Source organism: Cupriavidus sp. SW-Y-13 (assembly GCF_009793345.1).
Classification (GTDB): Bacteria; Pseudomonadota; Gammaproteobacteria; order Burkholderiales; family Burkholderiaceae; genus Cupriavidus.
The window spans coordinates 3,195,416-3,214,286 of sequence record NZ_WHLX01000001.1 but is presented as its reverse complement, the minus strand read 5'-3'; the positions used below and the strand labels follow the sequence as shown (position 1 = coordinate 3,214,286).

Below are 18,871 nucleotides of genomic sequence, written 5' to 3'. Positions count from 1 at the left end.
ATGGCGAACAAGTGGTTGAACAAGGTGAAGTGGGACGATAACGGGCTCGTGCCGGTGATCGTCCAGGAGACGGGCTCCAACGATGTGCTGATGTTCGCATTCATGAACCGCGAAGCGCTGCTGCGCACCGCGGAACTGGGCGAAGCGGTGTTCTGGTCACGTTCGCGCAAGCGCCTGTGGCACAAGGGCGAGGAATCGGGGCACGTGCAAAAGGTGCATGAGATGCGCCTGGACTGCGACGAAGACGTGGTACTGCTCAAGGTCACGCAGATCGACAGTATTGCGTGCCACACCGGCCGCCACTCGTGCTTCTTCCAGAAGTTCGAAGGGGATGCCGAAACGGGCGACTGGAAGACCGTGGAGCCGGTGCTAAAGGATCCCTCCAAGATCTACACTTCGAAATCATGAGTCAGGAACTGTCCTCCGCCGATGTGCTGGCGCGCGTGGCCGCCACGCTGGAATCTCGCAAGCCGGAGAACGGTGGCGATCCGGAATCGTCCTATGTGGCCAAGCTGTTCAGGAAGGGCGACGACGCCATCCTGAAGAAGATCGGCGAAGAAGCCACCGAGACCGTGATGGCCGCCAAGGATGCACGTGCAGCCAATCTGGACGCCGCAACTGTCGACAAGATGGTCTACGAAGTGGCCGACCTGTGGTTCCATTCGATGGTATTGCTGGCGCACGTGGGCAGGTCTCCCGCCGACGTCATCGACGAACTGGCGCGCCGCGAAGGATTGTCGGGGCTGGCGGAGAAGGCAAGCCGCAAGGAGTAGGATGACGCCATGCCACCCGGAAATGGTCCGGAGCGGCGGATGCGCTACGTTGGAGGTCACGAATGGCGACGGACTACACCACGCAGGTCACGACAACGGTCGATTCGGACAAACTCGATGGACTACGCAAACTCACGCATATCCTCTATGCGCTCTATGCGATACATTGGCTGACTGGCGGAATCACTGCGCTGATTGCTATTGTCGTCAACTACGTGAAGCGTGACGACACACGGGGTACGCTCTACGCTTCGCACTTCGCGTGGCAGATCCGCACTTTTTGGTGGTCGATCCTCTGGTTCGTGGTGGGCGGCGCCATGTTTGTGACGGTGTTGCTGTTTCCGGTGGCCATCGGGCTCTGGAGCGTGCTTTCCCTGTGGATGCTATACCGTATTATCAAGGGCTGGCTCTATCTGAATGACCGCAAGCCGATGTACCCGGGCGAGCAGTTCTGAGACAGCCAGGGCGCGTTGGACACGTTGCAACGAAAATTTCATGAAATCCCAGGACAATTGCCTTTTCTGCAAGATCGTGGCCGGCCAGATCCCGTCGAACAAGGTTTACGAGGACGACGACCTGCTGGCATTTCACGATATTCATCCCAAAGCGCCGGTACACTTTCTGGTTATTCCGAAATCGCATGTCGATTCGCTGGCCGATTGCGGGCCCGGCGATGCCGAGGTGCTTGCTAGAATAATGCTCAAGGTGCCTGAACTGGCGCGCCTTGCCGGCTGCACTAACGGGTTCCGCACGGTGATCAACACCGGCACGGACGGTGGACAGGAGGTTTTCCACCTCCATCTGCATGTGCTCGGCGGCCCGCGCGACCAGTGGAAGACGCCGGCGTTCTGAGGACTTTCGTCAGATTGCCTGGGTATGAAGAGTGATCGGTGCAGCGATGCACCGATTGGATGTTGCGCCGGCCACCGTCGACCGGCGCGGCCTTTGAGGGACGGAACTACTGGCGGGGCGGCTATTCCATCCGACGCCGCAGCTACATCAGGAGCAAGAAATGGGTTCGTTTAGCATTTGGCACTGGCTGATTGTGCTGGTGATCGTCATGCTCGTCTTCGGTACCAAGAAGCTGCGCAATATTGGCAACGACCTGGGCGGTGCCGTGAAGGGTTTCAAGGACGGCATGAAGGACGGCAATGGTGAAGCGGCGGCAGATGGCCAGCCGGCACCGGCCAAGGAACTGCGCGACACCACCACGATCGACGTGGAAGCCAAGGAAAAGTCGCGCCAGCAATAAAGTCCGGGCGGCTGTTTTCCTCCCTCCACATGGCGGCTGCGTGAATCGCGGCCGCCTGTCACGTGTTACTGTCCCGATGTCCGCATGATCGATCTCGGCATTTCCAAGCTGGCACTCATTGGCGCTGTTGCGCTGATCGTGATCGGCCCCGAGCGTTTGCCGAAAGTGGCGCGCACGGTTGGCGCACTGGTCGGCCGTGCGCAGCGCTATATCAATGACGTCAAGGCTGAAGTCAGCCGTGAGGTGGAACTCGAGGAACTGCGCAAGATGCGCACGGAATTCGAGACTGCCGCGCGCGATGTCGAGCAGACCATCCACAAGGAAGTCAACGAGCACACGCAGTCGCTGAATGAAGCGCTGAACGGTGCGGAGTCGGCCGACAATTCGGCTGGGATGGACTCCGGCGTTTCCGCTGGCTACGTGCCCAGTTGGGACAGTGCTCACAAATCGCACAACGGCCGGAAGAGCTGGCGTGTGAAGCAGGGCGCGCGGCCTATCTGGTTCAAGCGTCAGCAGAATACCCGCGTGTGGGTGCAGTCCGGCGCCGCGCGCGTCAAGCGCCATCGCCCGGCCACCGGTCGTAATCGTTCCTTTTTCGAGTAAGCATGGCGGGCACCCCAGATCCTCTCGACCCCAACGCCGAGTCCCAGCAAGAGACGTTCATTTCCCACCTGGTCGAGCTGCGCGAACGACTGGTCAAGGCCGTGGGTGGCGTGATCCTCGTCTTTGTCTGCCTGGTTTACTGGGCGGCTGAAATCTTCAACCTGTTTTCCGCGCCGCTGACCGCCTCGCTGCCCAAGAATGGCCGGATGATCGTGACCGATGTCACCGGCTCGTTCTTCGTGCCCATGAAGGTCACGATGCTGGTGGCGTTCCTGATCGCGTTGCCCTGGGTGCTCTACCAAATATGGAAGTTCGTGGCGCCGGGCCTTTACCAGCATGAAAAGAAGCTGATCGTACCGCTGGTTACCAGTACCTATGTGCTGTTCCTGTGCGGCGTGGCGTTTGCCTATTTCCTGGTATTTCCAACCGTTTTCCATTTCATGGCGCATTACAACGCGCCACTCGGGGCCGAGATGTCCACGGACATCGATAAATACCTGAGTTTTGCCATGACCACGTTCCTTGCCTTCGGCATCACGTTCGAAGTGCCGGTGGTAGTCATCGTGCTCGTCAAGTTCGGCGTGGTGGAACTGGAAAAATTAAAGCAGATCCGCCCATATGTGATTGTGGGCGCTTTCATTATTGCGGCAGTGGTCACACCTCCCGATGTGATGTCGCAACTCCTGTTGGCCGTGCCGCTCGTGCTGTTGTACGAACTCGGCCTGCTTATGGCGCGTTTTGTGACGCGTCAGCCTCTTGGTAGGCCCGCAGAAGGCAAAACCCAGCCTGACTGAGTTCCCCGCGAGTTGTTAACGACCTGTATATCCCGGGTCTTTATGCCTTTTTTGCACCAAAATGGTGAAAATATTCGGGTTTGCTGTTGCTTCATCACAACAAGAAGCGTCGGTAAACTCGGTTTACGGCGAAAAAGACTTCTGACGGGCAGGGGGGGTGACACATAATACGACGCAGACGTGAAGCTAAATGCGTCGCCCAAGCACTTGGGCAACCAAGATTTCCCAATCAGTTGACAAGGAAAGTGTCGATATGAAGATGAAACTGTTTGCTGCTGCCGTTGCCGCTCTGGCCGCCGGTGGCGCCTATGCCCAATCGAGCGTGACCCTGTACGGTGTCGTCGACGCCGGTATCGAATACCAAAACCACCAAGCCAACGCTTCGGGCAGCCACGACGTCGTGCGCCTGAACTCGGGCAACATGTCGGGCAGCCGTTGGGGCCTGCGCGGTGTGGAAGATCTGGGCGGCGGCCTGAAGGGCGTGTTCGTCCTGGAAAGCGGTTTCAGCGTTGACACGGGCACGATGGGCCAGGGCAACCGCCTGTTCGGTCGTCAAGCCTTTGTTGGTGTGCAAAGCAACTACGGCACGCTGACCCTGGGTCGCCACCAAACGCCGTTCTATGACTTCGGTCTGGCCTTCGACCCGATGGCCATCGCTTCGAACTACTCGATCACGGCCCAAGCCCCGGAATTCCAGGCTCGTGCTGACAACTCGCTGAAGTACATCGGCAAGTTCGGCGGCCTGACCGGCTCGCTGCTGTATAGCCAAGGTACCAACACCGGCGCAGGTGCTCCGTCGGCAGCCAACCTGCCGTACGGCGGCAATGCTGGTGAAGTTCCGGGCAACTACAAGCTGGGCCGTGCTTACACCGCCAGCCTGATCTACGCAGCAGGCCCGTTCTCGTTCGGTGCGATTTATGACGAAACGAACCAAGGTATCAACGTTGCTGGTCTGACCGACGCCAAGATCCGCCGCGCTTCGGCTGCTGGTACGTACGCCTTTGGCCCTGCCAAGGTGTTCGCTGGCTACCGTTGGGCCAAGGCTCTGGACGGCGCAGTGCTGCCGGGTGCCGTGGCAATCGGTCAAGCGAACAACTCGTCGACCTCCAACCTGTACTGGCTGGGTCTGGGTTATCAGCTGACCCCGGCATTCTCGCTGACGGGCGCTGCTTACTACCAAGACTTCCGCAACAGCGGTGCTGATCCGTGGAGCTTCGTCGCTTCGGCTGACTACGCCTTCTCGAAGCGCACCGACGTGTACCTGAACGTCGCTTACGCCAAGAACAAGGATGGTTCGACGCTGGGCGTGTCGTCGTCGGGCACGAACGCTGCTGGCACTTCGGCTGGTTTCGGTGGTTCGGGCTTCGGCACGACCAACGGCTCGGCCAACCAGTTCGGCGCTGTGGTTGGTGTTCGCCACAAGTTCTAATTTGACGCGGGTGTAAGCCCGCTTCAGATTCGGCTTGTTCAAAACGCCGGCATCCGCAAGGATGCCGGCGTTTTGTTTTGTGGCCTGGGTTGTGGGTTTCAAGTTGCGCGCCTTGGACTCCGTCGTATCCCTTTCGCTCGCCGGGGCGAATCGGTGGTCTGTTCGGAGACATGGGTGGCACATTGAATCCGGCGGCGCAGACGATGCGAGAGGCTGGATTCGAGCGTGGCGCCATGTACCGCCTCTGACTCCGGGGTGGTGAGGGAGTATCCAGCAGCATCGAGGGGAAAGTGCCTGTCGTCGCCCCATTCCTGTGTTGACTGCATCGGTGCAGCATCGGTGACCCTCAAAAAAAAACCCCCGTCTGAAGAGGCGGGGGTTTTGCTTTCTGCGTTGAGACCTTCTACTGCACTATCGATTGCTGCTCAGCGATCACTCTTCGTCCAACGGCATCGCGCGCCGCGGCGGCGGAGGTCGCTTGCCAATGGTGACAGTCAGTTCAGACGCCTTGCCGCGTCGGATCATCTTCATTTTTACCTCGGCACCGGGTTTAAGTTGGGCGATGGCGTTAAGTAGTGCGGTCGTATCCGAAATGACCTGGTTATCGACCGAGACCAGCACATCGCCAGGCTTCATGCCTGCCTTGTCCGCAGGTCCGTCCTGCACGATGGCGGCGATCAGCGCACCTTCCCGGGCGTCGAGACCAAAGGATTCGGCAATTTCAGGCGTCAGATCCTGTGGCTCCACACCGATCCAGCCTCGTGTGACGCTGCCAGTCGAGATGATCGATTCCATCACTTGCTTGGCCGTCGAGACAGGGATGGCGAAGCCGATACCCAGCGAGCCGCCCGAGCGCGAATAGATCGCCGTGTTGATGCCGAGCAGATTGCCTTGCGCATCGACCAACGCGCCGCCGGAGTTACCGGGATTGATTGCAGCGTCGGTCTGAATGAAGTTCTCGAAGGTATTGATGCCCAGATGGCTACGGCCGAGCGCCGAGACGATACCCATCGTCACGGTCTGGCCGACACCGAACGGGTTGCCGATGGCCAGCACCACATCGCCCACCTTGACGTTCTCGATTCGACCGAGCGTGATTGCAGGCAAATCCTTCAGCGTGATCTTCAGGACTGCCAGGTCTGTTTCGGGATCGGACCCCACGACCTTGGCGTTGGCCTTGCGACCGTCGGTCAGCGCTACCTCTATCTCATCGGCGCCGTCCACCACATGGTGGTTGGTTAGAATGTAACCCTCGGCGCTGACAATCACTCCGGAACCCAGGCTGGATACGGGCTCCTGCCGCTCAGGCAGCCGATCGCCAAAAAAGAACCGGAACCACGGATCCTCCGCCTGCGGGTTGGGCGTCCGCTTTGAGCCGTTTTTGCTGGTGAAGATATTGACCACCGCGGGCATCGCTTCGCGAGCAGCGTCGCTGTACGACCCCTGCGCTGCGGAACCGGCCACGCTGGGCACTACTTCCTTCAATGCGACGATGGGAGACCCGGATTGCACGGCCACCCGCCCGCGCTGCAGCCACTCGGGTTTGAGCGTGGCTATCACGAACCACACGGCCAGCACGACCGTGACGGCCTGGGCGAAAAACAGCCAGAAGCGGCGCAACATATTGGAGTTTTGACCAGAAAATGAAAACAAAAGAGCTTGAATTGTACTTGAACGACCTTCTGGAAGTTCCGCGTTTCAAGGACTATTGCCCGAACGGGCTACAAGTGCAAGGTCGACCCGAAGTCACGCATATCGTCACCGGTGTCACGGCGAGCCTGGCACTGATCGACGCCGCGATCGAGGCCGGTGCCGACGCGATCCTCGTCCATCACGGCTACTTTTGGAAGAACGAGGATGCACGGGTCATCGGTCAAAAGCACGCGCGCTTGAAAAAACTGCTGGCCGCCGATCTCAACCTGATGGCCTACCATCTGCCGCTCGACAACCATCCCGAACTCGGCAACAACGCGCAACTCGCGTTGCAACTGGGGCTGTCTCCCATCGGACGTTTCAGCGACGATCAACTCGGCTGGACGGGCACATTGCTGCAGCCGATGCCGCTGAAAGCATTTGCCGCCCACGTGGGAGGCGTGCTGGATCGGGAACCGCTGACGATTGGCGATCCGGACCAGATGATCCGTTCTGTTGGCTGGTGTACGGGCGGTGCGCAGGGCTATTTCGCGGCGGCCGTGGATGCCGGCGTGGATGTCTATATCAGCGGCGAGGTCTCCGAGCCGACCACTCATCTGGCGCGCGAGAGCGGGGTGGCCTACATCGCGGCGGGGCATCACGCCACGGAACGGTATGGCATCCGCGCCGTCGGAGAACATCTGGCACAACGTTTCGAGCTGCGCCACACGTTCATCGATATTCCGAACCCGGTCTGATCCGAATTCGGAATATCGTCGCAAACCGGAGGAGACTCAGGCGCGCGGGGCTTGCAGGCTGTCGCGGATTTCACGCAGCAGCTTGATGTCCTCGGGCGTCTCGGCGGGCTTCGGCGCTTCCTCACTCTTCGCGCGCATCTTGTTCACCGCGCGCACCATCATGAAGATGATGAAGGCCAGGATCACGAAATTGACCACGATGGTCAGGAAGTTACCGTAGGCAAAGACTGGCACGCCCGCCTTCTTCAGGTCCGCCAGCGTGTGCGGCACATTGGGCGGAGGGTCCGCCAGCACGATGAAGAGGTTCGAGAAGTCCAGCTTCCCGATGATCCGGCCCACCAGCGGCATGATCAGATCGTTGACGATGGAATCCACGATCTTGCCGAAGGCCGCACCGATGATGACCCCGACCGCCAGGTCCACGACATTGCCGCGCATTGCAAAAGTTCGGAACTCGCTCATCATTCCCATTGGTTATTCTCCATTTTGTTGTTCCAGATTAACGTTTGAGTTTGACAAAGACTGCATCATCGCAACCTCGAGTGCAAGTCAGGAATCAGCGCCAGAACCGCCCCCAAGCGGTCACACCCGCGATCCCATGACGGATTATCGGCGCCGCGGCTATCAGTAGTTCGCCTATCGTCGCCAGATGTGCCTCAGGTATAATTTTTTGTTGACGCAGGATTCAATTGATGACATCCCCTGGGGTTTGGAATGAGTGACCAGCAAAACGTGAAGAACGTGGACAAAGGTCGCCGCAATTGGTTGATCGCGACTTCAGTCGCGGGCGGCGTAGGAGGCGTAGCAGTAGCAGTACCTTTCGTCAGTACCTTTGCACCGTCGGAGAAGGCCAAGGCCGCCGGCGCGCCCGTCGAGGCCGACATTGGTGCCTTGAAGCCTGGCGAAATGATGACGGTGGAATGGCGTGGCAAGCCGGTCTGGATTCTCCGCCGTACCCCGGAAATGCTGGCTTCGCTTCAGAAGACCGACGCTGAAGTAGCGGATCCCAAGTCAGACGTTCCCTTTACGATGGCGACGCCCGACTATTGCAAGAACGAGACCCGCTCGCGTGCCGAGCACAAGGATCTCCTCGTTGTCGTGGGCATCTGCTCCCACCTTGGATGTTCCCCCTCCGGTCCCTTTGCCTCGGGTGCCAACCCGCAGCTCGGCGCCGATCCTGGTTTCCTCTGCCCGTGCCACGGGTCAACGTTCGATCTGGCTGGCCGCGTGTTCAAAAACAAGCCTGCCCCGCAGAACCTTGACGTCCCCCCGTACCAGTTCCTCTCCGACACCAAGATCGTGATCGGCAAGGACGAGAAAGGAGAAGCGTGATCATGGCGGCCGAAAAAGAAGTCAAGACTACCGGGCTGCTGGGCTGGATCGACGCCCGTTTCCCCGCGACCCAACTCTGGGAAGATCATCTCTCCAAGTACTACGCGCCGAAGAATTTCAACTTCTGGTATTTCTTCGGATCGCTCGCGCTGCTGGTGCTCGTGATCCAGATCGTCACGGGCATCTTCCTCGTGATGAACTACAAGCCGGATGGCACCCTGAATGCCGCCGGCATTCCCGTGGCGTTTGCCAGCGTCGAGTTCATCATGCGCGAGGTGCCATGGGGCTGGCTGGTCCGCTACATGCACTCCACTGGCGCCTCGGCGTTCTTCGTGGTCGTGTACCTCCACATGTTCCGCGGGCTGCTGTACGGCTCGTATCGCAAGCCGCGCGAACTGGTCTGGATCTTCGGCTGCCTGATCTTCCTGTGCCTGATGGCCGAGGCGTTCATGGGCTACCTGCTGCCATGGGGCCAGATGTCGTACTGGGGCGCGCAGGTGATCGTGAACCTGTTCTCGGCGATTCCCGTGATCGGCCAGGACCTGTCGCTGTTCATCCGCGGCGACTACGTGGTGAGCGATGCCACGCTGAACCGCTTCTTCTCGTTCCACGTCATTGCAGTGCCGCTGGTGCTGCTGGGCCTGGTGGTGGCGCACATCATCGCGCTGCACGAAGTGGGCTCGAACAACCCGGACGGCGTGGAGATCAAGGCGAAGAAGGACGAGAACGGTGTTCCGCTCGACGGCATCCCGTTCCACCCGTACTACTCGGTGCATGACCTGGTGGGCGTGGCAGGCTTCCTGATCTGTTTCTCGGCGGTGATCTTCTTCTTCCCGGACGTGGGTGGCTACTTCCTGGAAGCCAACAATTTCTTCCCGGCGGATCCGCTCAAGACACCGCCGCACATCGCACCGGTGTGGTACTTCACGCCGTTCTATTCGATGCTGCGCGCCACGACCACGAACTTCCTGCCGATTCTGTGGCTGTTCTTCGCGTTCGTGCTGGGCATGGTGTTCCTTCGCACGAAGGATGCGCGCATCCGCATTGGTTCGGTTGCGGTGCTTGTGATCCTGGCCGTTGGCTTCTATTTCATCGACGCCAAGTTCTGGGGGGTGCTGGTGATGGGCGGCTCGGTAATCGTGCTGTTCTTCATGCCGTGGCTCGACTGCTCGCCGGTCAAGTCCATCCGTTACCGTCCGGGTTTCCACAAGACAATTCTCACGGTCTTCGTGGTGGTGTTCCTGGTCCTGGGTTACCTGGGTGTCCAACCGCCGTCGCCGGTCGGCGAGAAGGTGTCGCAGCTCGGTACGCTGCTGTACTTCGCCTTCTTCCTGACCATGCCGTTGTGGAGCCGTGCCGGCACGTTCAAGCCGGTGCCGGAGCGTGTCACGTTCCATCCGCACTAAGACGCCGCGCGACCCTACAAGAGGACAAGGACACAAGATGAAAAAGTTGCTTTCGATCTTCGCACTGGTCGGCGCGTGCCTTGCCGCGCTGCCCGCGATGGCCGCAGAAGGAGGCTATCCGCTGGAGCCGGCGCCGCTGGATACCAGCGATGTATCGTCGCTGCAGCGTGGCGCCAAGCTGTTCGTCAACTACTGCCTGAACTGCCACGGTGCATCGATGATGCGCTACAACCGGCTCAAGGACCTGGGTCTGACTGACGACCAGATCCGTCAGAACCTGTTGTTCACCGGGGACAAGGTGGGCGATACGATGACTGTGGCGATGCCGCCGAAGGATGCCAAGGCGTTCTTCGGCGCAGCTCCGCCGGACCTGTCGGTCATCGCCCGCGCACGGGGCAATGACTGGCTCTACACCTATCTGCGTACCTTCTACCGTGACGACACCCGCGCGACGGGCTGGAACAACCTGGTTTTCCCGGCCGTCGGCATGCCGCACGTGCTGTGGGAATTGCAAGGTGTTCGCGTGCCGAAGTTCGCCGAAGTGGAGGAGCACGGCCACAAGGTGCAGAAACTGGCTGGCTGGGAGCAGGTTACTGCTGGCAAGATGAGCACGCAGGAGTATGACCAGGCTGCAGCCGACCTGGTGAACTACCTCAACTGGATGGCTGAGCCGGCGCAGAGCCACCGCAAGCGGCTCGGCGTCTGGGTGCTGCTCTTCCTCGGCGTTTTTGCCATCTTCGCCTGGCGCCTGAATGCGGCGTACTGGAAGGATGTGAAGTAAGCAGGGGAGGTTTGCTCCGTTAGCTTTGTAACGGTGTTTGTAACAACGCAGGATGCCATCCCCAGGGGTCGGCGCGGAAGTTGCAGCAATGCACCGCCGCGCCGACCCTTTTGCTTGGGGCGTTTCGGGTTACCGATGCCGGCCTGGTGGTTTCAGTGATCCATGGATCATTTGTAACTAATTTGCTTTTCGATGGGCCGTTCCGGCAGAATGTTTGCCCTGTCTGAGCTAGCACTGCTAAGTTCGTCAAATTGCTACGAATTTGGCGCACTTCCCACCCAAGGAATTCAACCATGATGGTGTTGTATTCGGGTACCACTTGCCCGTTTTCCCAACGTTGCCGCCTTGTCCTCTTCGAAAAGGGCATGGATTTCGAAATTCGCGACGTTGACCTGTTCAACAAGCCGGAAGATATTTCGGTGATGAATCCGTACGGCCAGGTGCCGATTCTCGTCGAACGCGACCTGATCCTGTACGAATCGAACATCATCAACGAGTACATCGACGAGCGCTTCCCGCATCCGCAGCTGATGCCGGCAGACCCGGTGCAACGCGCCCGCGCCCGCCTGTTCCTGTTCAACTTCGAAAAGGAACTGTTCACCCACGTGTACGTGCTGGAGAACGAGAAGGGCAAGGCCGCCGAGAAGAACCACGAGCGTGCCCGCGCCGCGATTCGCGACCGCCTGACCCAGCTCGCCCCGATCTTCGTCAAGAACAAGTACATGCTGGGCGAAGAGTTCTCGATGCTCGACGTCGCCATCGCGCCGCTGCTCTGGCGCCTGGACCACTACGGCATCGAACTGTCGAAGAACGCCGCACCGCTGCTGAAGTACGCAGAACGTATTTTCAGCCGCCCGGCCTACATCGAAGCACTGACTCCGTCCGAAAAGGTCATGCGTCGCTAAGACGGCCGCGACGCCACCGCAAAGCTAATGTCTGAAACTTCCACCAAGCCCTACCTGATCCGCGCCATCTACGAGTGGTGCACGGATAACGGCTTCACGCCGTACATCGCCGTGTTCGTCGACAGCCAGACCAACGTGCCGCGCGAGTTCGTGAAGAACAACGAAATCGTGCTGAACGTGAGCTTCGACGCAACCAGCGGCCTGGACATGGGCAACGAATGGATTGCTTTCAGCGCTCGCTTCGGTGGCGTATCGCGCAAGATCGACGTGCCCATCGAAAACGTGCTGGCCATCTACGCACGCGAAAACGGGCAGGGCATGGCGTTCCCCGTCGAGCGTAGCGTCCCCGAAACCCAGGCCGCCACGGAACGCGAAAACAACCCGCCTCCGAAGCTGGCCCCGGTAGACATCGACACGCCCGCGCCGGTTACCGCCGACGCGAGCAGCGCGGACTCGGACGACGAACCGACCCCACCGCCTGTGCCCCGCATCGGCGGCAAGAAGCCATCGCTGAAGGTTGTCAAATAGACATCCACAAAGCCGACCGCATGCAGTAGAATCGCGGTCTGCACCAAACATGCCGGCTTAGCTCATCAGGTAGAGCAGTTGATTTGTAATCATCAGGTGGCGGGTTCGAGTCCTGCAGCCGGCACCACCTTTCTGTCCCAAGCGATCCGGGTCGATCCAAAAACAAAATAAAATCAATCACTTGGACGCGATTTGGCATCCGAAGTGATCCGGTTAGGGCCAAAGAAAGCCAACAAAAATGTTGGTATGATGGTTGGTATCGGCTCGATAGAGCACATCAGATACCAACATGCCGCTCACCGATCTCCAGATTCGCACAGCGAAGCCTCAAGACAAGCCATATCGCAAAGCCGACGGCGGCGGGCTTTTCCTCGAAGTTCGTCCGAACGGCTCCCGGTACTGGCGGCTCGCATATCGCCATCTCGGCAAGCAGAAGCTGCTCGCCATCGGCGTCTACCCAGTAACGTCGCTCAGCGAGGCACGTGAAGCGAGGGATGCAGCCAAGAAGCTGTTGGCGGCCGGTGAGGATCCTTCCGCTCAAAAGCGGCTCGCGAAGCAAGCCGCCGTAACTGCTGCTGCGACCACGTTTGAAGCCGTCGCCAAGGAGTGGCACGAAACCAAGCGTGGCGGCTGGACGCCAAAGCACGCCGTCAAAATTCTCGAGTCCCTCCGAGCAAACATCTTCCCTACCCTGGGGGAGCGGCCCATTGCCGAAATCACGGCACAGGAGCTTCTCGCAACACTTCGGAAGATTGAGCAGCGCGGCGCCTTGGAGACCGCTGCTAGGGTATTACAGCGCAGCAGCGCCGTATTTCGCTATGCGGTTGTCACTGGTCGATGCGAGAGAGATCCGGCGGCAGATCTGAAGGGGGCGCTAAAGCCGCCTGTCGTACAGCACCACACCGCGCTCACTGCGAAGGAGCTGCCCGAGTTTTTGCGGTTGCTGGACGTATATGACGGCGAAGAGCTCACCAAGTTGGGATTGCGCTTGCTGATGCTGACCTTTGTGCGGACTACCGAGTTGCGTGGTGCGAAGTGGGCGGAGATAGACCTCACCGCCGCAGAATGGCGCATCCCCGCCGAACGCATGAAAATGCGTGATCCTCACATCGTCCCCCTGGCAACCCAGTCTATCGCCGTTCTGGAGCGGTTGAAGCAGTTGTCCGGTCATTCGACGTTTGTGTTTCCAAATTCCCGTAACCCACAGAAGGTCATGAGCGAGAACACCTTGCTCTATGGCTTATATCGAATGGGTTATCACGGGCGAGCGACTGGTCACGGTTTCCGCGCTACAGCATCGACGATCCTCAATGAATTGGGGAAGCGTGCCGATGTCATTGAGCGCCAACTCGCTCATGCAGAGCGAAACAAGGTTCGTGCTGCTTATAACCGGGCGCAATATCTTCCGGAAAGGCGCGAGTTGATGCAGTGCTGGGCGGACTATCTGGATCGGTGTGTGGCGGGTGCATCGATCGATTCGCTGCAAGAGGACGTCGCATGACGATGGACCCGACACTTCGTGATCTGGCGCTGCGCACGCTGGAACAGGAACTGCCCGGGATCGATCTTTTTTCGCGAGAGTTCCTGTTCGATCGTCGGCATGCGGTCGACCGCAGCCAATTGCTGACGATCGCCGGCCCCGCTGGCGCGATGAGCCGCCTTTCGTTCCTGCTCCGAGAAGTCATGCCCGATGATGATGACCTCCGCCAAAAATTGTTCGGAGACTACGATCTTGGCAACCGGCGATTCTTGTCAGCGGAATTTTGCGTCACGGAACAAACGCGCAGCGAAAACGAAAACGTGCGCAGTCTCGTGGCCGAATTGGAAGCCGACTGGAAACGCGACTGGGGCGAGGAAAAGAGCATCGATGCCAGTCACCTCAAGAAAATCAAGCAGGACCTCGCCACGCTGACAGGCCGCAGCATGGAGCAGCATTACGCCTGCAACAAATCAACGGCGCTCAAAGTCGTGAAACTGCTGTACTGGTTAGGCAGGGACGATTCCACACACGAAAACGCCGGGGCCGGAAAATTCCAGATATTCGATTGGCTGAAATGGCCCGAAGGCGATGGCCGCCATCGATTCTCGTTGTCGTTTCGGTCCGCATACCCTTATCAAAGCCCGACATCCAAGACGTCGTACAAAACTAGCGATGAACGGTCCGCGCTTCTAGCCGACCTGAAAGGCTACCTAAGTGCTGAGCTGACCGAGGAAACCTACGCGGCCATCGTCAGCGTCCCGGAGGAACTGCACTGGCACCTCAACAGCATCGAGCACAACATCGAAAAGCTGCTGGTCGATACGGGTCGCACAGGATACGAGGATGCAGTCAAGACCTACGACTATCTCGCCGGCCGATTGGAACTGTTGGCGTTCTCTGTCGAGAATATCGACATTCCGCTCGACGAAACGCTCTTTCTGTACCTGCACACCTTGGAATTCGCGCATTTCGCGGAAGGCTATCCCAAACTACTGGACAAAGCCGATCCCGGCTGCATGCTCGTGCCTGTCGCGCCGGTAATCGATGTGCTTGCGAAGGACATCACGAATGGCACGCTTGGGATGTATGACCCGTTCGTTCCAGAGGATGAATGGGTTGAGTTCATTCACAATGAGAAAAACGAACTGGGTCTAATCGTCAGCGCGGCACTGCGCGAAGCAATTACTCCTGCCGCGCTGGAAAAGGCCACCGAACCAGCGCGACGCCTGGCCCGGACCCATGTCATTTTTCGAACAGCGAAGCTTTTTGACGACGAGGAATGCTTCATTTTCAGTGCACTGGATGTTGTTGCTGCACTCTCTTGCGTCTGCCATGAACAGAGTAAGCCGGCCAGCGAGCGTACCAAGCACAAGCCGTTCTGGAAAGGCCAGCAAGCACAAGGCGGCAGCATCCTGACTTCGCTTGATCTCCCCACCCTCGGAGACCAGCCGTTCGCGTTCTACGATCGCATCCCCGAAGAACATCGGCTGATCTGGACCAGTCGTTTTGAATGGTTTCGGGATGCTTTGCAAGGCCATACCGAGCTGGCCGTCCAGCGTTTCCGATTTCGCAGCGCCGCGATGCGCCGGGCCAAGGCTATCGTCAAAACGAACAACCGCGGCGGAATGCGCGACGCCATGGAGCGACTGAACCTGGCGACGTTCGAGTTGGGGCTGCACTTCCTCGGCGGCTAGCTTGCGCATCTATCGAGGTCGGTTGCTGCGTTTAAAAAACTGACCTTCGAAGAAGATCTGCAAAAACCGACACTGCTCCGACTCCCGCCGAAATGGTTCGGCGGAGCTTCAGGAGTGACGGATGAGCACGATTAGACCGCCCCACATGCGCGGTGCCGAAGTCGATGCGTGGATTGGTATCGGCAAAAGCACGCGCCACGAGTGGCAAAACCCCAAATCCCCATACCACGATCCGACGTGGCCGCTGCCTATCAGGCTTGGCGCTCGTAAGACCGTTTACATCACTGAGGAAATCGAAGCGTGGCTGAAGTCGCGTCTGCGCGCTCGCGATCTTCACGGCGAGAAGGATGGGGCATGATGCAAGGCAATCCTCCGCCACTTCATGCTTTGGCACCCGGGATACGGGAAGTCATCGAAGAACAGGCAAAGACGCCGGCGACTAAGATTTCGCTCGCCGGTTTCGTGGATGGTTACGTCTCCCAGACCGCAGGACCGTGTGTACAAGTACGCGGACTGTACGGGGAAACGATCCCGGCGACTGTATATGTTCTCATCATTGCTCCGCGGGGCGCCGGCAAGTCACCAATGGGGGCGCACTTCCGGCAGCATTTCGATACATGGCACGACAACTATGTCTCCCAGACTGCCGGGGCATGGCAGGAGTACCAGGGCAAACTGGAAGTTTGGAAGGCTGAAAAAGCGGGCATTCTAAAGACGATTAAGAAGCATGCCGCGGCTGGTCTGGAGACCGATGCGCATTTTCAGCAACGCTTGATCGAACTGGAGAAAAATCCGCCACAACCGCCGCCGTCACCATCCGAGCGCTTCGAGGATACGACCATCGCCCCCTGGATGGTGTCCGCCGTGAAACATCCAGCTACCTTCTTCTGCGCGGATGAAAGTGGTCCGATACTGGAGTCCATGAACAAGGATCTGATCGGCGCCCTATGCGGGGGCTGGTCCGAAGTGCCTCCCAGTCGTGCACGAAGCCATACGGGCGTGCAGGTCGTGCGAGTCATGCCTACTGTCGTTCTATCCGTGCAAAACGATGTCTGGCTGAACTTCCAGTCGAAAGCCAAGGGCCGGCTCTTCATGGAGATCGGGATGGGCAGCCGTCCGATATATTACGTCGTGCACCAATCGGATTTCGCCAAGCAATCCGCAGATGTCTCCGATGAACCAGACCGCATCGCCCTGCCGCGGCTCCTCGATCGGGCAGCACACTTTCTCGGTATCCAGGATCAATTGAACCAGCGTGGCTGGATGGACCGAAAGGTCCTGGAACTGTCGCAGCCCGCGAAACGGGAGGCTCGCGATACCGAAAAATACCTGAACAGCATCCGTGGCAGCGCTGCCAGTCCGGACGAGTTGTCACTCATCGACAAGGCTGTGGGAAACATCCTTCGGCACGCCGGCCGCCATCACGAGTTCAATGGTATCGATGGCCCCATCCAGGCAGAGGAAATCGCCAATTCAGCGGAGTGGGTCTTGTGGAGCCTGGAAAACTACGTTCGTCTGAGCGAAAGCGGGCAAACCAGTGGACGCAATGTCGAAAAAGACGCGGAAGCCCTCTGGAACCTGATGCTCGATCTGCGGGTGCGCGACTGCAAGATGACGAAACGCCGGCTGGCCGAAGAAGCCTTCAATGTTGGTCTGGCTCGTTCCACGCACTTCATCGACGCTCTGAGCCTGCTTTGCCAGGAGGACGTGGCGACCGTCAGGGACGGCTACGTGTATTGGGACAGACCTGACCGTGTAGGCCACCTCATCAGGAGAGACGGCAAGCGTTAATTTGCCTCTGCTTATATGGGTGTGAACCGGCATGATTACGTACATCCTATGCGAGGCAGAAAAACTAAGGGGAAGCAAGGATTTTTTCGATCGCGGATTGGCGAATCGCTTTGTTTTTCGGCTTTTCGTATTTCTGGTTCTAACGTGGTTATAGATAAATTTAATTATCAAATAATAAACCATAGAAGCTAGCGTAGCTGGTAATGGCGAAGGAGTGAGTGTGATATATCAAGATCAATCACAGAATGTTGTCGATGGTGATTGGGGTCAAGTGATTGACATTGAATACGAAAACGATGAGCAAGGTATCGATAAAGCGACCCTCAGAAAAATATCGATTGGATTAAATCGAATATATGGCCATAACGGAGAGAGCTACTACATCCCCATTTCTGTAGCACACCTCAGTGCGCTTGAATCATTCAGTAAGCGGCTGTTCGAAACTGACGATTTGCCATATCGAGTTAAAAGAAGAAATGGCATCGAATGCTATGTCGCATTGAGGATGGCCTATGACATCAAGCTGTTGCCAGCGTATGCACGAATCTACAGTCCGTCATTGGCATTCCCACCAGACTTCGATCTGTTCTTTGAGGTGTATCCCCAACACGAAATCAGTCAGTATGGCCACATTGAATGGCTCCCTTCCGACGATGAAGATCGCATGGGGGAGATCATCCACGATGTAGAGCCTAGGTATGCCGAGATGGCGATCAACTTCGTATTAAAGATACGTGAAGCGGCCAGGAAGAAACAACTGGCGAAGCGCATGCGTGACTGGCTGAGTGGTTGCCATCGGAACCGGAGATACTTGCGATCGTTCATGATCGGGATTCTTGAGGAGCACGCTCGCATCATGGTAGTTGACGTCGTTTTCCTGTATAGACGAAGCGCTTGTGAAAACCAGACCGAAGCTATCGCTCGTGGCATCAAGCTGCGGGAACGGTCAGAGCGTGAGTACTTGGCATATCTGGATGGCACAGAGACCGATGAGGTGTCCGATCGAGTGATCAGCCTTTATGAACTGAAGGAGGATCTGAAGACCTTCTTCAACAATGCTCGTCATAAACCATCACTCTTCGGAAAGGACAAGTTCATCGACTATTTCGGTCGCATCGAATACTCACGTGATGTTGGTTACCACGCCCATATGTGCTTCTTCTACAAGGGTTCGGAAGCACAGCGACACATCTGGTATTCACACGAAATCGGTAAGTACTTCGCAAAAATAACAGAAGGGCGTGGATATTACTTCAGCGCCAACGCCAAGGCTGCGGAAGGAAAGTATCGTAACGTCGGTGTCGGTATTGTTGAGCATGATGATTTCGAGAAGATACGTCACCTTTGGACGGCAGTCAGCTACTTCGTCAAGGCATCGCAGGTCGTCCGTGTGAAAAACACGGGCAAAGAGCAGATGGTGTTGCATGGTAAGCGCCGGGAGCGCCGAGGGGTGAAGCTGGGGCGTCCGCGCGAAACTGGCCTCACTGACCAGGAATACCGGTCGAGGCTCGAAAGAATCTTTGTGTAGTGAATAAACGGGGGCTTGGTGGCATGTACAGAACGATCCTCCAGCCCCGTGAGGAGAGTTCTGTACATCGCTCGCGGCTGGGGAAGTTTTCGAGCGAAGTGCTGTTCATTGGGTGTTTAAGAAACCTCCCTGCACAGGACCAAGCCATCTAAGGATGATTGGCAATGCCCATGCATATCGCGCAG

General features: G+C 58.1%; 21 protein-coding genes and 1 tRNA gene. 20 read left to right on the top strand and 2 right to left on the bottom strand.

The window, feature by feature from the left end; all coding sequences use genetic code 11:
• From hisI to GA566_RS14315, 8 genes are all read left to right on the top strand, one after another.
• Positions 1 to 408: a phosphoribosyl-AMP cyclohydrolase gene (gene hisI / locus GA566_RS14350; protein WP_137925310.1), complete on the top strand. Its 408-nt coding sequence runs from the start codon at positions 1 to 3 to the stop codon at positions 406 to 408.
• Complete coding sequence (locus GA566_RS14345; RefSeq protein ID WP_137925311.1) at positions 405 to 773, top strand: phosphoribosyl-ATP diphosphatase; 369 nt, start codon at positions 405 to 407, stop codon at positions 771 to 773. The genes hisI and GA566_RS14345 overlap by 4 nt, the downstream gene beginning before the upstream one ends.
• 62 nt (positions 774 to 835) lie before the next feature.
• A complete protein-coding gene (locus GA566_RS14340) occupies positions 836 to 1,228 on the top strand; it encodes a hypothetical protein (RefSeq protein WP_160473056.1) in 393 nt (130 codons plus the stop codon).
• A gap of 40 nt (positions 1,229 to 1,268) precedes the next feature.
• Entirely contained in the window at positions 1,269 to 1,625 is a 357-nt protein-coding gene (locus GA566_RS14335) for a histidine triad nucleotide-binding protein (RefSeq protein WP_137925313.1), read from the top strand.
• 160 nt (positions 1,626 to 1,785) lie between these two features.
• Positions 1,786 to 2,025: a Sec-independent protein translocase subunit TatA gene (gene tatA / locus GA566_RS14330; protein ID WP_130393095.1), complete on the top strand. Its 240-nt coding sequence runs from the start codon at positions 1,786 to 1,788 to the stop codon at positions 2,023 to 2,025.
• A gap of 84 nt (positions 2,026 to 2,109) precedes the next feature.
• Positions 2,110 to 2,628, top strand: coding sequence for a Sec-independent protein translocase protein TatB (gene tatB / locus GA566_RS14325; protein ID WP_137925314.1), 519 nt, complete (start codon positions 2,110 to 2,112; stop codon positions 2,626 to 2,628).
• Between the two features lie 2 nt (positions 2,629 to 2,630).
• Positions 2,631 to 3,422 carry a twin-arginine translocase subunit TatC gene (gene tatC / locus GA566_RS14320; protein WP_160473055.1) on the top strand — a complete coding sequence of 264 codons (792 nt, stop codon included), beginning with the start codon at positions 2,631 to 2,633 and terminating at the stop codon, positions 3,420 to 3,422.
• Positions 3,423 to 3,675: 253 nt separating this feature from the next.
• A complete protein-coding gene (locus GA566_RS14315) occupies positions 3,676 to 4,851 on the top strand; it encodes a porin (RefSeq protein ID WP_237380188.1) in 1,176 nt (391 codons plus the stop codon).
• 432 nt (positions 4,852 to 5,283) lie between these two features.
• Here the strand turns inward: GA566_RS14315 and GA566_RS14310 are convergent, their stop codons facing one another.
• Positions 5,284 to 6,474 carry a Do family serine endopeptidase gene (locus GA566_RS14310; RefSeq protein ID WP_137925317.1) on the bottom strand — a complete coding sequence of 397 codons (1,191 nt, stop codon included), beginning with the start codon at positions 6,472 to 6,474 and terminating at the stop codon, positions 5,284 to 5,286.
• Positions 6,475 to 6,494: 20 nt separating this feature from the next.
• Between GA566_RS14310 and GA566_RS14305 the strand changes: the two genes are divergently transcribed.
• Complete coding sequence (locus tag GA566_RS14305; protein ID WP_160473053.1) at positions 6,495 to 7,241, top strand: Nif3-like dinuclear metal center hexameric protein; 747 nt, start codon at positions 6,495 to 6,497, stop codon at positions 7,239 to 7,241.
• A 36-nt stretch (positions 7,242 to 7,277) separates the two neighbouring features.
• Here the strand turns inward: GA566_RS14305 and mscL are convergent, their stop codons facing one another.
• Positions 7,278 to 7,712 (bottom strand): large conductance mechanosensitive channel protein MscL, encoded by a 435-nt coding sequence (gene mscL, locus GA566_RS14300; protein WP_137925319.1) that lies wholly within the window; start codon positions 7,710 to 7,712, stop codon positions 7,278 to 7,280.
• Positions 7,713 to 7,955: 243 nt separating this feature from the next.
• Here mscL and petA point away from each other — a divergent pair, with 243 nt between their 5' ends.
• From petA to GA566_RS14245, 11 genes are all read left to right on the top strand, one after another.
• Positions 7,956 to 8,573, top strand: coding sequence for a ubiquinol-cytochrome c reductase iron-sulfur subunit (gene petA, locus GA566_RS14295; RefSeq protein ID WP_137925320.1), 618 nt, complete (start codon positions 7,956 to 7,958; stop codon positions 8,571 to 8,573).
• Between the two features lie 2 nt (positions 8,574 to 8,575).
• On the top strand, positions 8,576 to 9,979 hold the full coding sequence (locus GA566_RS14290) for a cytochrome bc complex cytochrome b subunit (protein ID WP_137925321.1): 1,404 nt from the start codon (positions 8,576 to 8,578) through the stop codon (positions 9,977 to 9,979).
• Positions 9,980 to 10,016: 37 nt separating this feature from the next.
• Positions 10,017 to 10,760: a cytochrome c1 gene (locus tag GA566_RS14285; RefSeq protein WP_160473052.1), complete on the top strand. Its 744-nt coding sequence runs from the start codon at positions 10,017 to 10,019 to the stop codon at positions 10,758 to 10,760.
• Positions 10,761 to 11,053: 293 nt separating this feature from the next.
• Positions 11,054 to 11,665: a glutathione S-transferase N-terminal domain-containing protein gene (locus GA566_RS14280; RefSeq protein WP_008643086.1), complete on the top strand. Its 612-nt coding sequence runs from the start codon at positions 11,054 to 11,056 to the stop codon at positions 11,663 to 11,665.
• A 27-nt stretch (positions 11,666 to 11,692) separates the two neighbouring features.
• Positions 11,693 to 12,193 carry a ClpXP protease specificity-enhancing factor gene (locus GA566_RS14275; protein WP_160473051.1) on the top strand — a complete coding sequence of 167 codons (501 nt, stop codon included), beginning with the start codon at positions 11,693 to 11,695 and terminating at the stop codon, positions 12,191 to 12,193.
• 51 nt (positions 12,194 to 12,244) lie between these two features.
• A tRNA-Thr gene (locus GA566_RS14270) sits at positions 12,245 to 12,320 on the top strand.
• A gap of 162 nt (positions 12,321 to 12,482) precedes the next feature.
• Positions 12,483 to 13,694 carry an integrase arm-type DNA-binding domain-containing protein gene (locus GA566_RS14265; RefSeq protein WP_160473050.1) on the top strand — a complete coding sequence of 404 codons (1,212 nt, stop codon included), beginning with the start codon at positions 12,483 to 12,485 and terminating at the stop codon, positions 13,692 to 13,694.
• Complete coding sequence (locus GA566_RS14260) at positions 13,691 to 15,367, top strand: hypothetical protein (RefSeq protein ID WP_160473049.1); 1,677 nt, start codon at positions 13,691 to 13,693, stop codon at positions 15,365 to 15,367. Before GA566_RS14265 ends, GA566_RS14260 begins: the two co-directional genes overlap by 4 nt.
• A 121-nt stretch (positions 15,368 to 15,488) precedes the next feature.
• Positions 15,489 to 15,725: an AlpA family transcriptional regulator gene (locus tag GA566_RS14255; protein ID WP_160473048.1), complete on the top strand. Its 237-nt coding sequence runs from the start codon at positions 15,489 to 15,491 to the stop codon at positions 15,723 to 15,725.
• Positions 15,722 to 17,158: a DUF3987 domain-containing protein gene (locus GA566_RS14250; protein WP_160473047.1), complete on the top strand. Its 1,437-nt coding sequence runs from the start codon at positions 15,722 to 15,724 to the stop codon at positions 17,156 to 17,158. The genes GA566_RS14255 and GA566_RS14250 overlap by 4 nt, the downstream gene beginning before the upstream one ends.
• A 220-nt stretch (positions 17,159 to 17,378) precedes the next feature.
• Positions 17,379 to 18,686 (top strand): hypothetical protein, encoded by a 1,308-nt coding sequence (locus tag GA566_RS14245; RefSeq protein ID WP_160473046.1) that lies wholly within the window; start codon positions 17,379 to 17,381, stop codon positions 18,684 to 18,686.
• Positions 18,687 to 18,871: the final 185 nt, after the last annotated feature.

Bases quoted from the DNA above. Each gene is read 5' to 3' on its own strand.
- GA566_RS14250 (WP_160473047.1), top strand. From the start codon at position 15,722: ATGATGCAAGGCAATCCTCCGCCACTTCATGCTTTGGCACCCGGGATA.
- GA566_RS14290 (WP_137925321.1), top strand. From the start codon at position 8,576: ATGGCGGCCGAAAAAGAAGTCAAGACTACCGGGCTGCTGGGCTGGATC.
- GA566_RS14310 (WP_137925317.1), bottom strand. From the start codon at position 6,474: ATGTTGCGCCGCTTCTGGCTGTTTTTCGCCCAGGCCGTCACGGTCGTG.
- GA566_RS14340 (WP_160473056.1), top strand. From the start codon at position 836: ATGGCGACGGACTACACCACGCAGGTCACGACAACGGTCGATTCGGAC.
- GA566_RS14305 (WP_160473053.1), top strand. From the start codon at position 6,495: ATGAAAACAAAAGAGCTTGAATTGTACTTGAACGACCTTCTGGAAGTT.
- GA566_RS14275 (WP_160473051.1), top strand. From the start codon at position 11,693: ATGTCTGAAACTTCCACCAAGCCCTACCTGATCCGCGCCATCTACGAG.
- petA (WP_137925320.1), top strand. From the start codon at position 7,956: ATGAGTGACCAGCAAAACGTGAAGAACGTGGACAAAGGTCGCCGCAAT.
- GA566_RS14285 (WP_160473052.1), top strand. From the start codon at position 10,017: ATGAAAAAGTTGCTTTCGATCTTCGCACTGGTCGGCGCGTGCCTTGCC.
- tatA (WP_130393095.1), top strand. From the start codon at position 1,786: ATGGGTTCGTTTAGCATTTGGCACTGGCTGATTGTGCTGGTGATCGTC.
- GA566_RS14345 (WP_137925311.1), top strand. From the start codon at position 405: ATGAGTCAGGAACTGTCCTCCGCCGATGTGCTGGCGCGCGTGGCCGCC.
- GA566_RS14335 (WP_137925313.1), top strand. From the start codon at position 1,269: ATGAAATCCCAGGACAATTGCCTTTTCTGCAAGATCGTGGCCGGCCAG.
- tatB (WP_137925314.1), top strand. From the start codon at position 2,110: ATGATCGATCTCGGCATTTCCAAGCTGGCACTCATTGGCGCTGTTGCG.
- tatC (WP_160473055.1), top strand. From the start codon at position 2,631: ATGGCGGGCACCCCAGATCCTCTCGACCCCAACGCCGAGTCCCAGCAA.
- GA566_RS14265 (WP_160473050.1), top strand. From the start codon at position 12,483: ATGCCGCTCACCGATCTCCAGATTCGCACAGCGAAGCCTCAAGACAAG.
- GA566_RS14280 (WP_008643086.1), top strand. From the start codon at position 11,054: ATGATGGTGTTGTATTCGGGTACCACTTGCCCGTTTTCCCAACGTTGC.
- GA566_RS14255 (WP_160473048.1), top strand. From the start codon at position 15,489: ATGAGCACGATTAGACCGCCCCACATGCGCGGTGCCGAAGTCGATGCG.
- GA566_RS14315 (WP_237380188.1), top strand. From the start codon at position 3,676: ATGAAGATGAAACTGTTTGCTGCTGCCGTTGCCGCTCTGGCCGCCGGT.
- mscL (WP_137925319.1), bottom strand. From the start codon at position 7,712: ATGGGAATGATGAGCGAGTTCCGAACTTTTGCAATGCGCGGCAATGTC.
- hisI (WP_137925310.1), top strand. From the start codon at position 1: ATGGCGAACAAGTGGTTGAACAAGGTGAAGTGGGACGATAACGGGCTC.
- GA566_RS14260 (WP_160473049.1), top strand. From the start codon at position 13,691: ATGACGATGGACCCGACACTTCGTGATCTGGCGCTGCGCACGCTGGAA.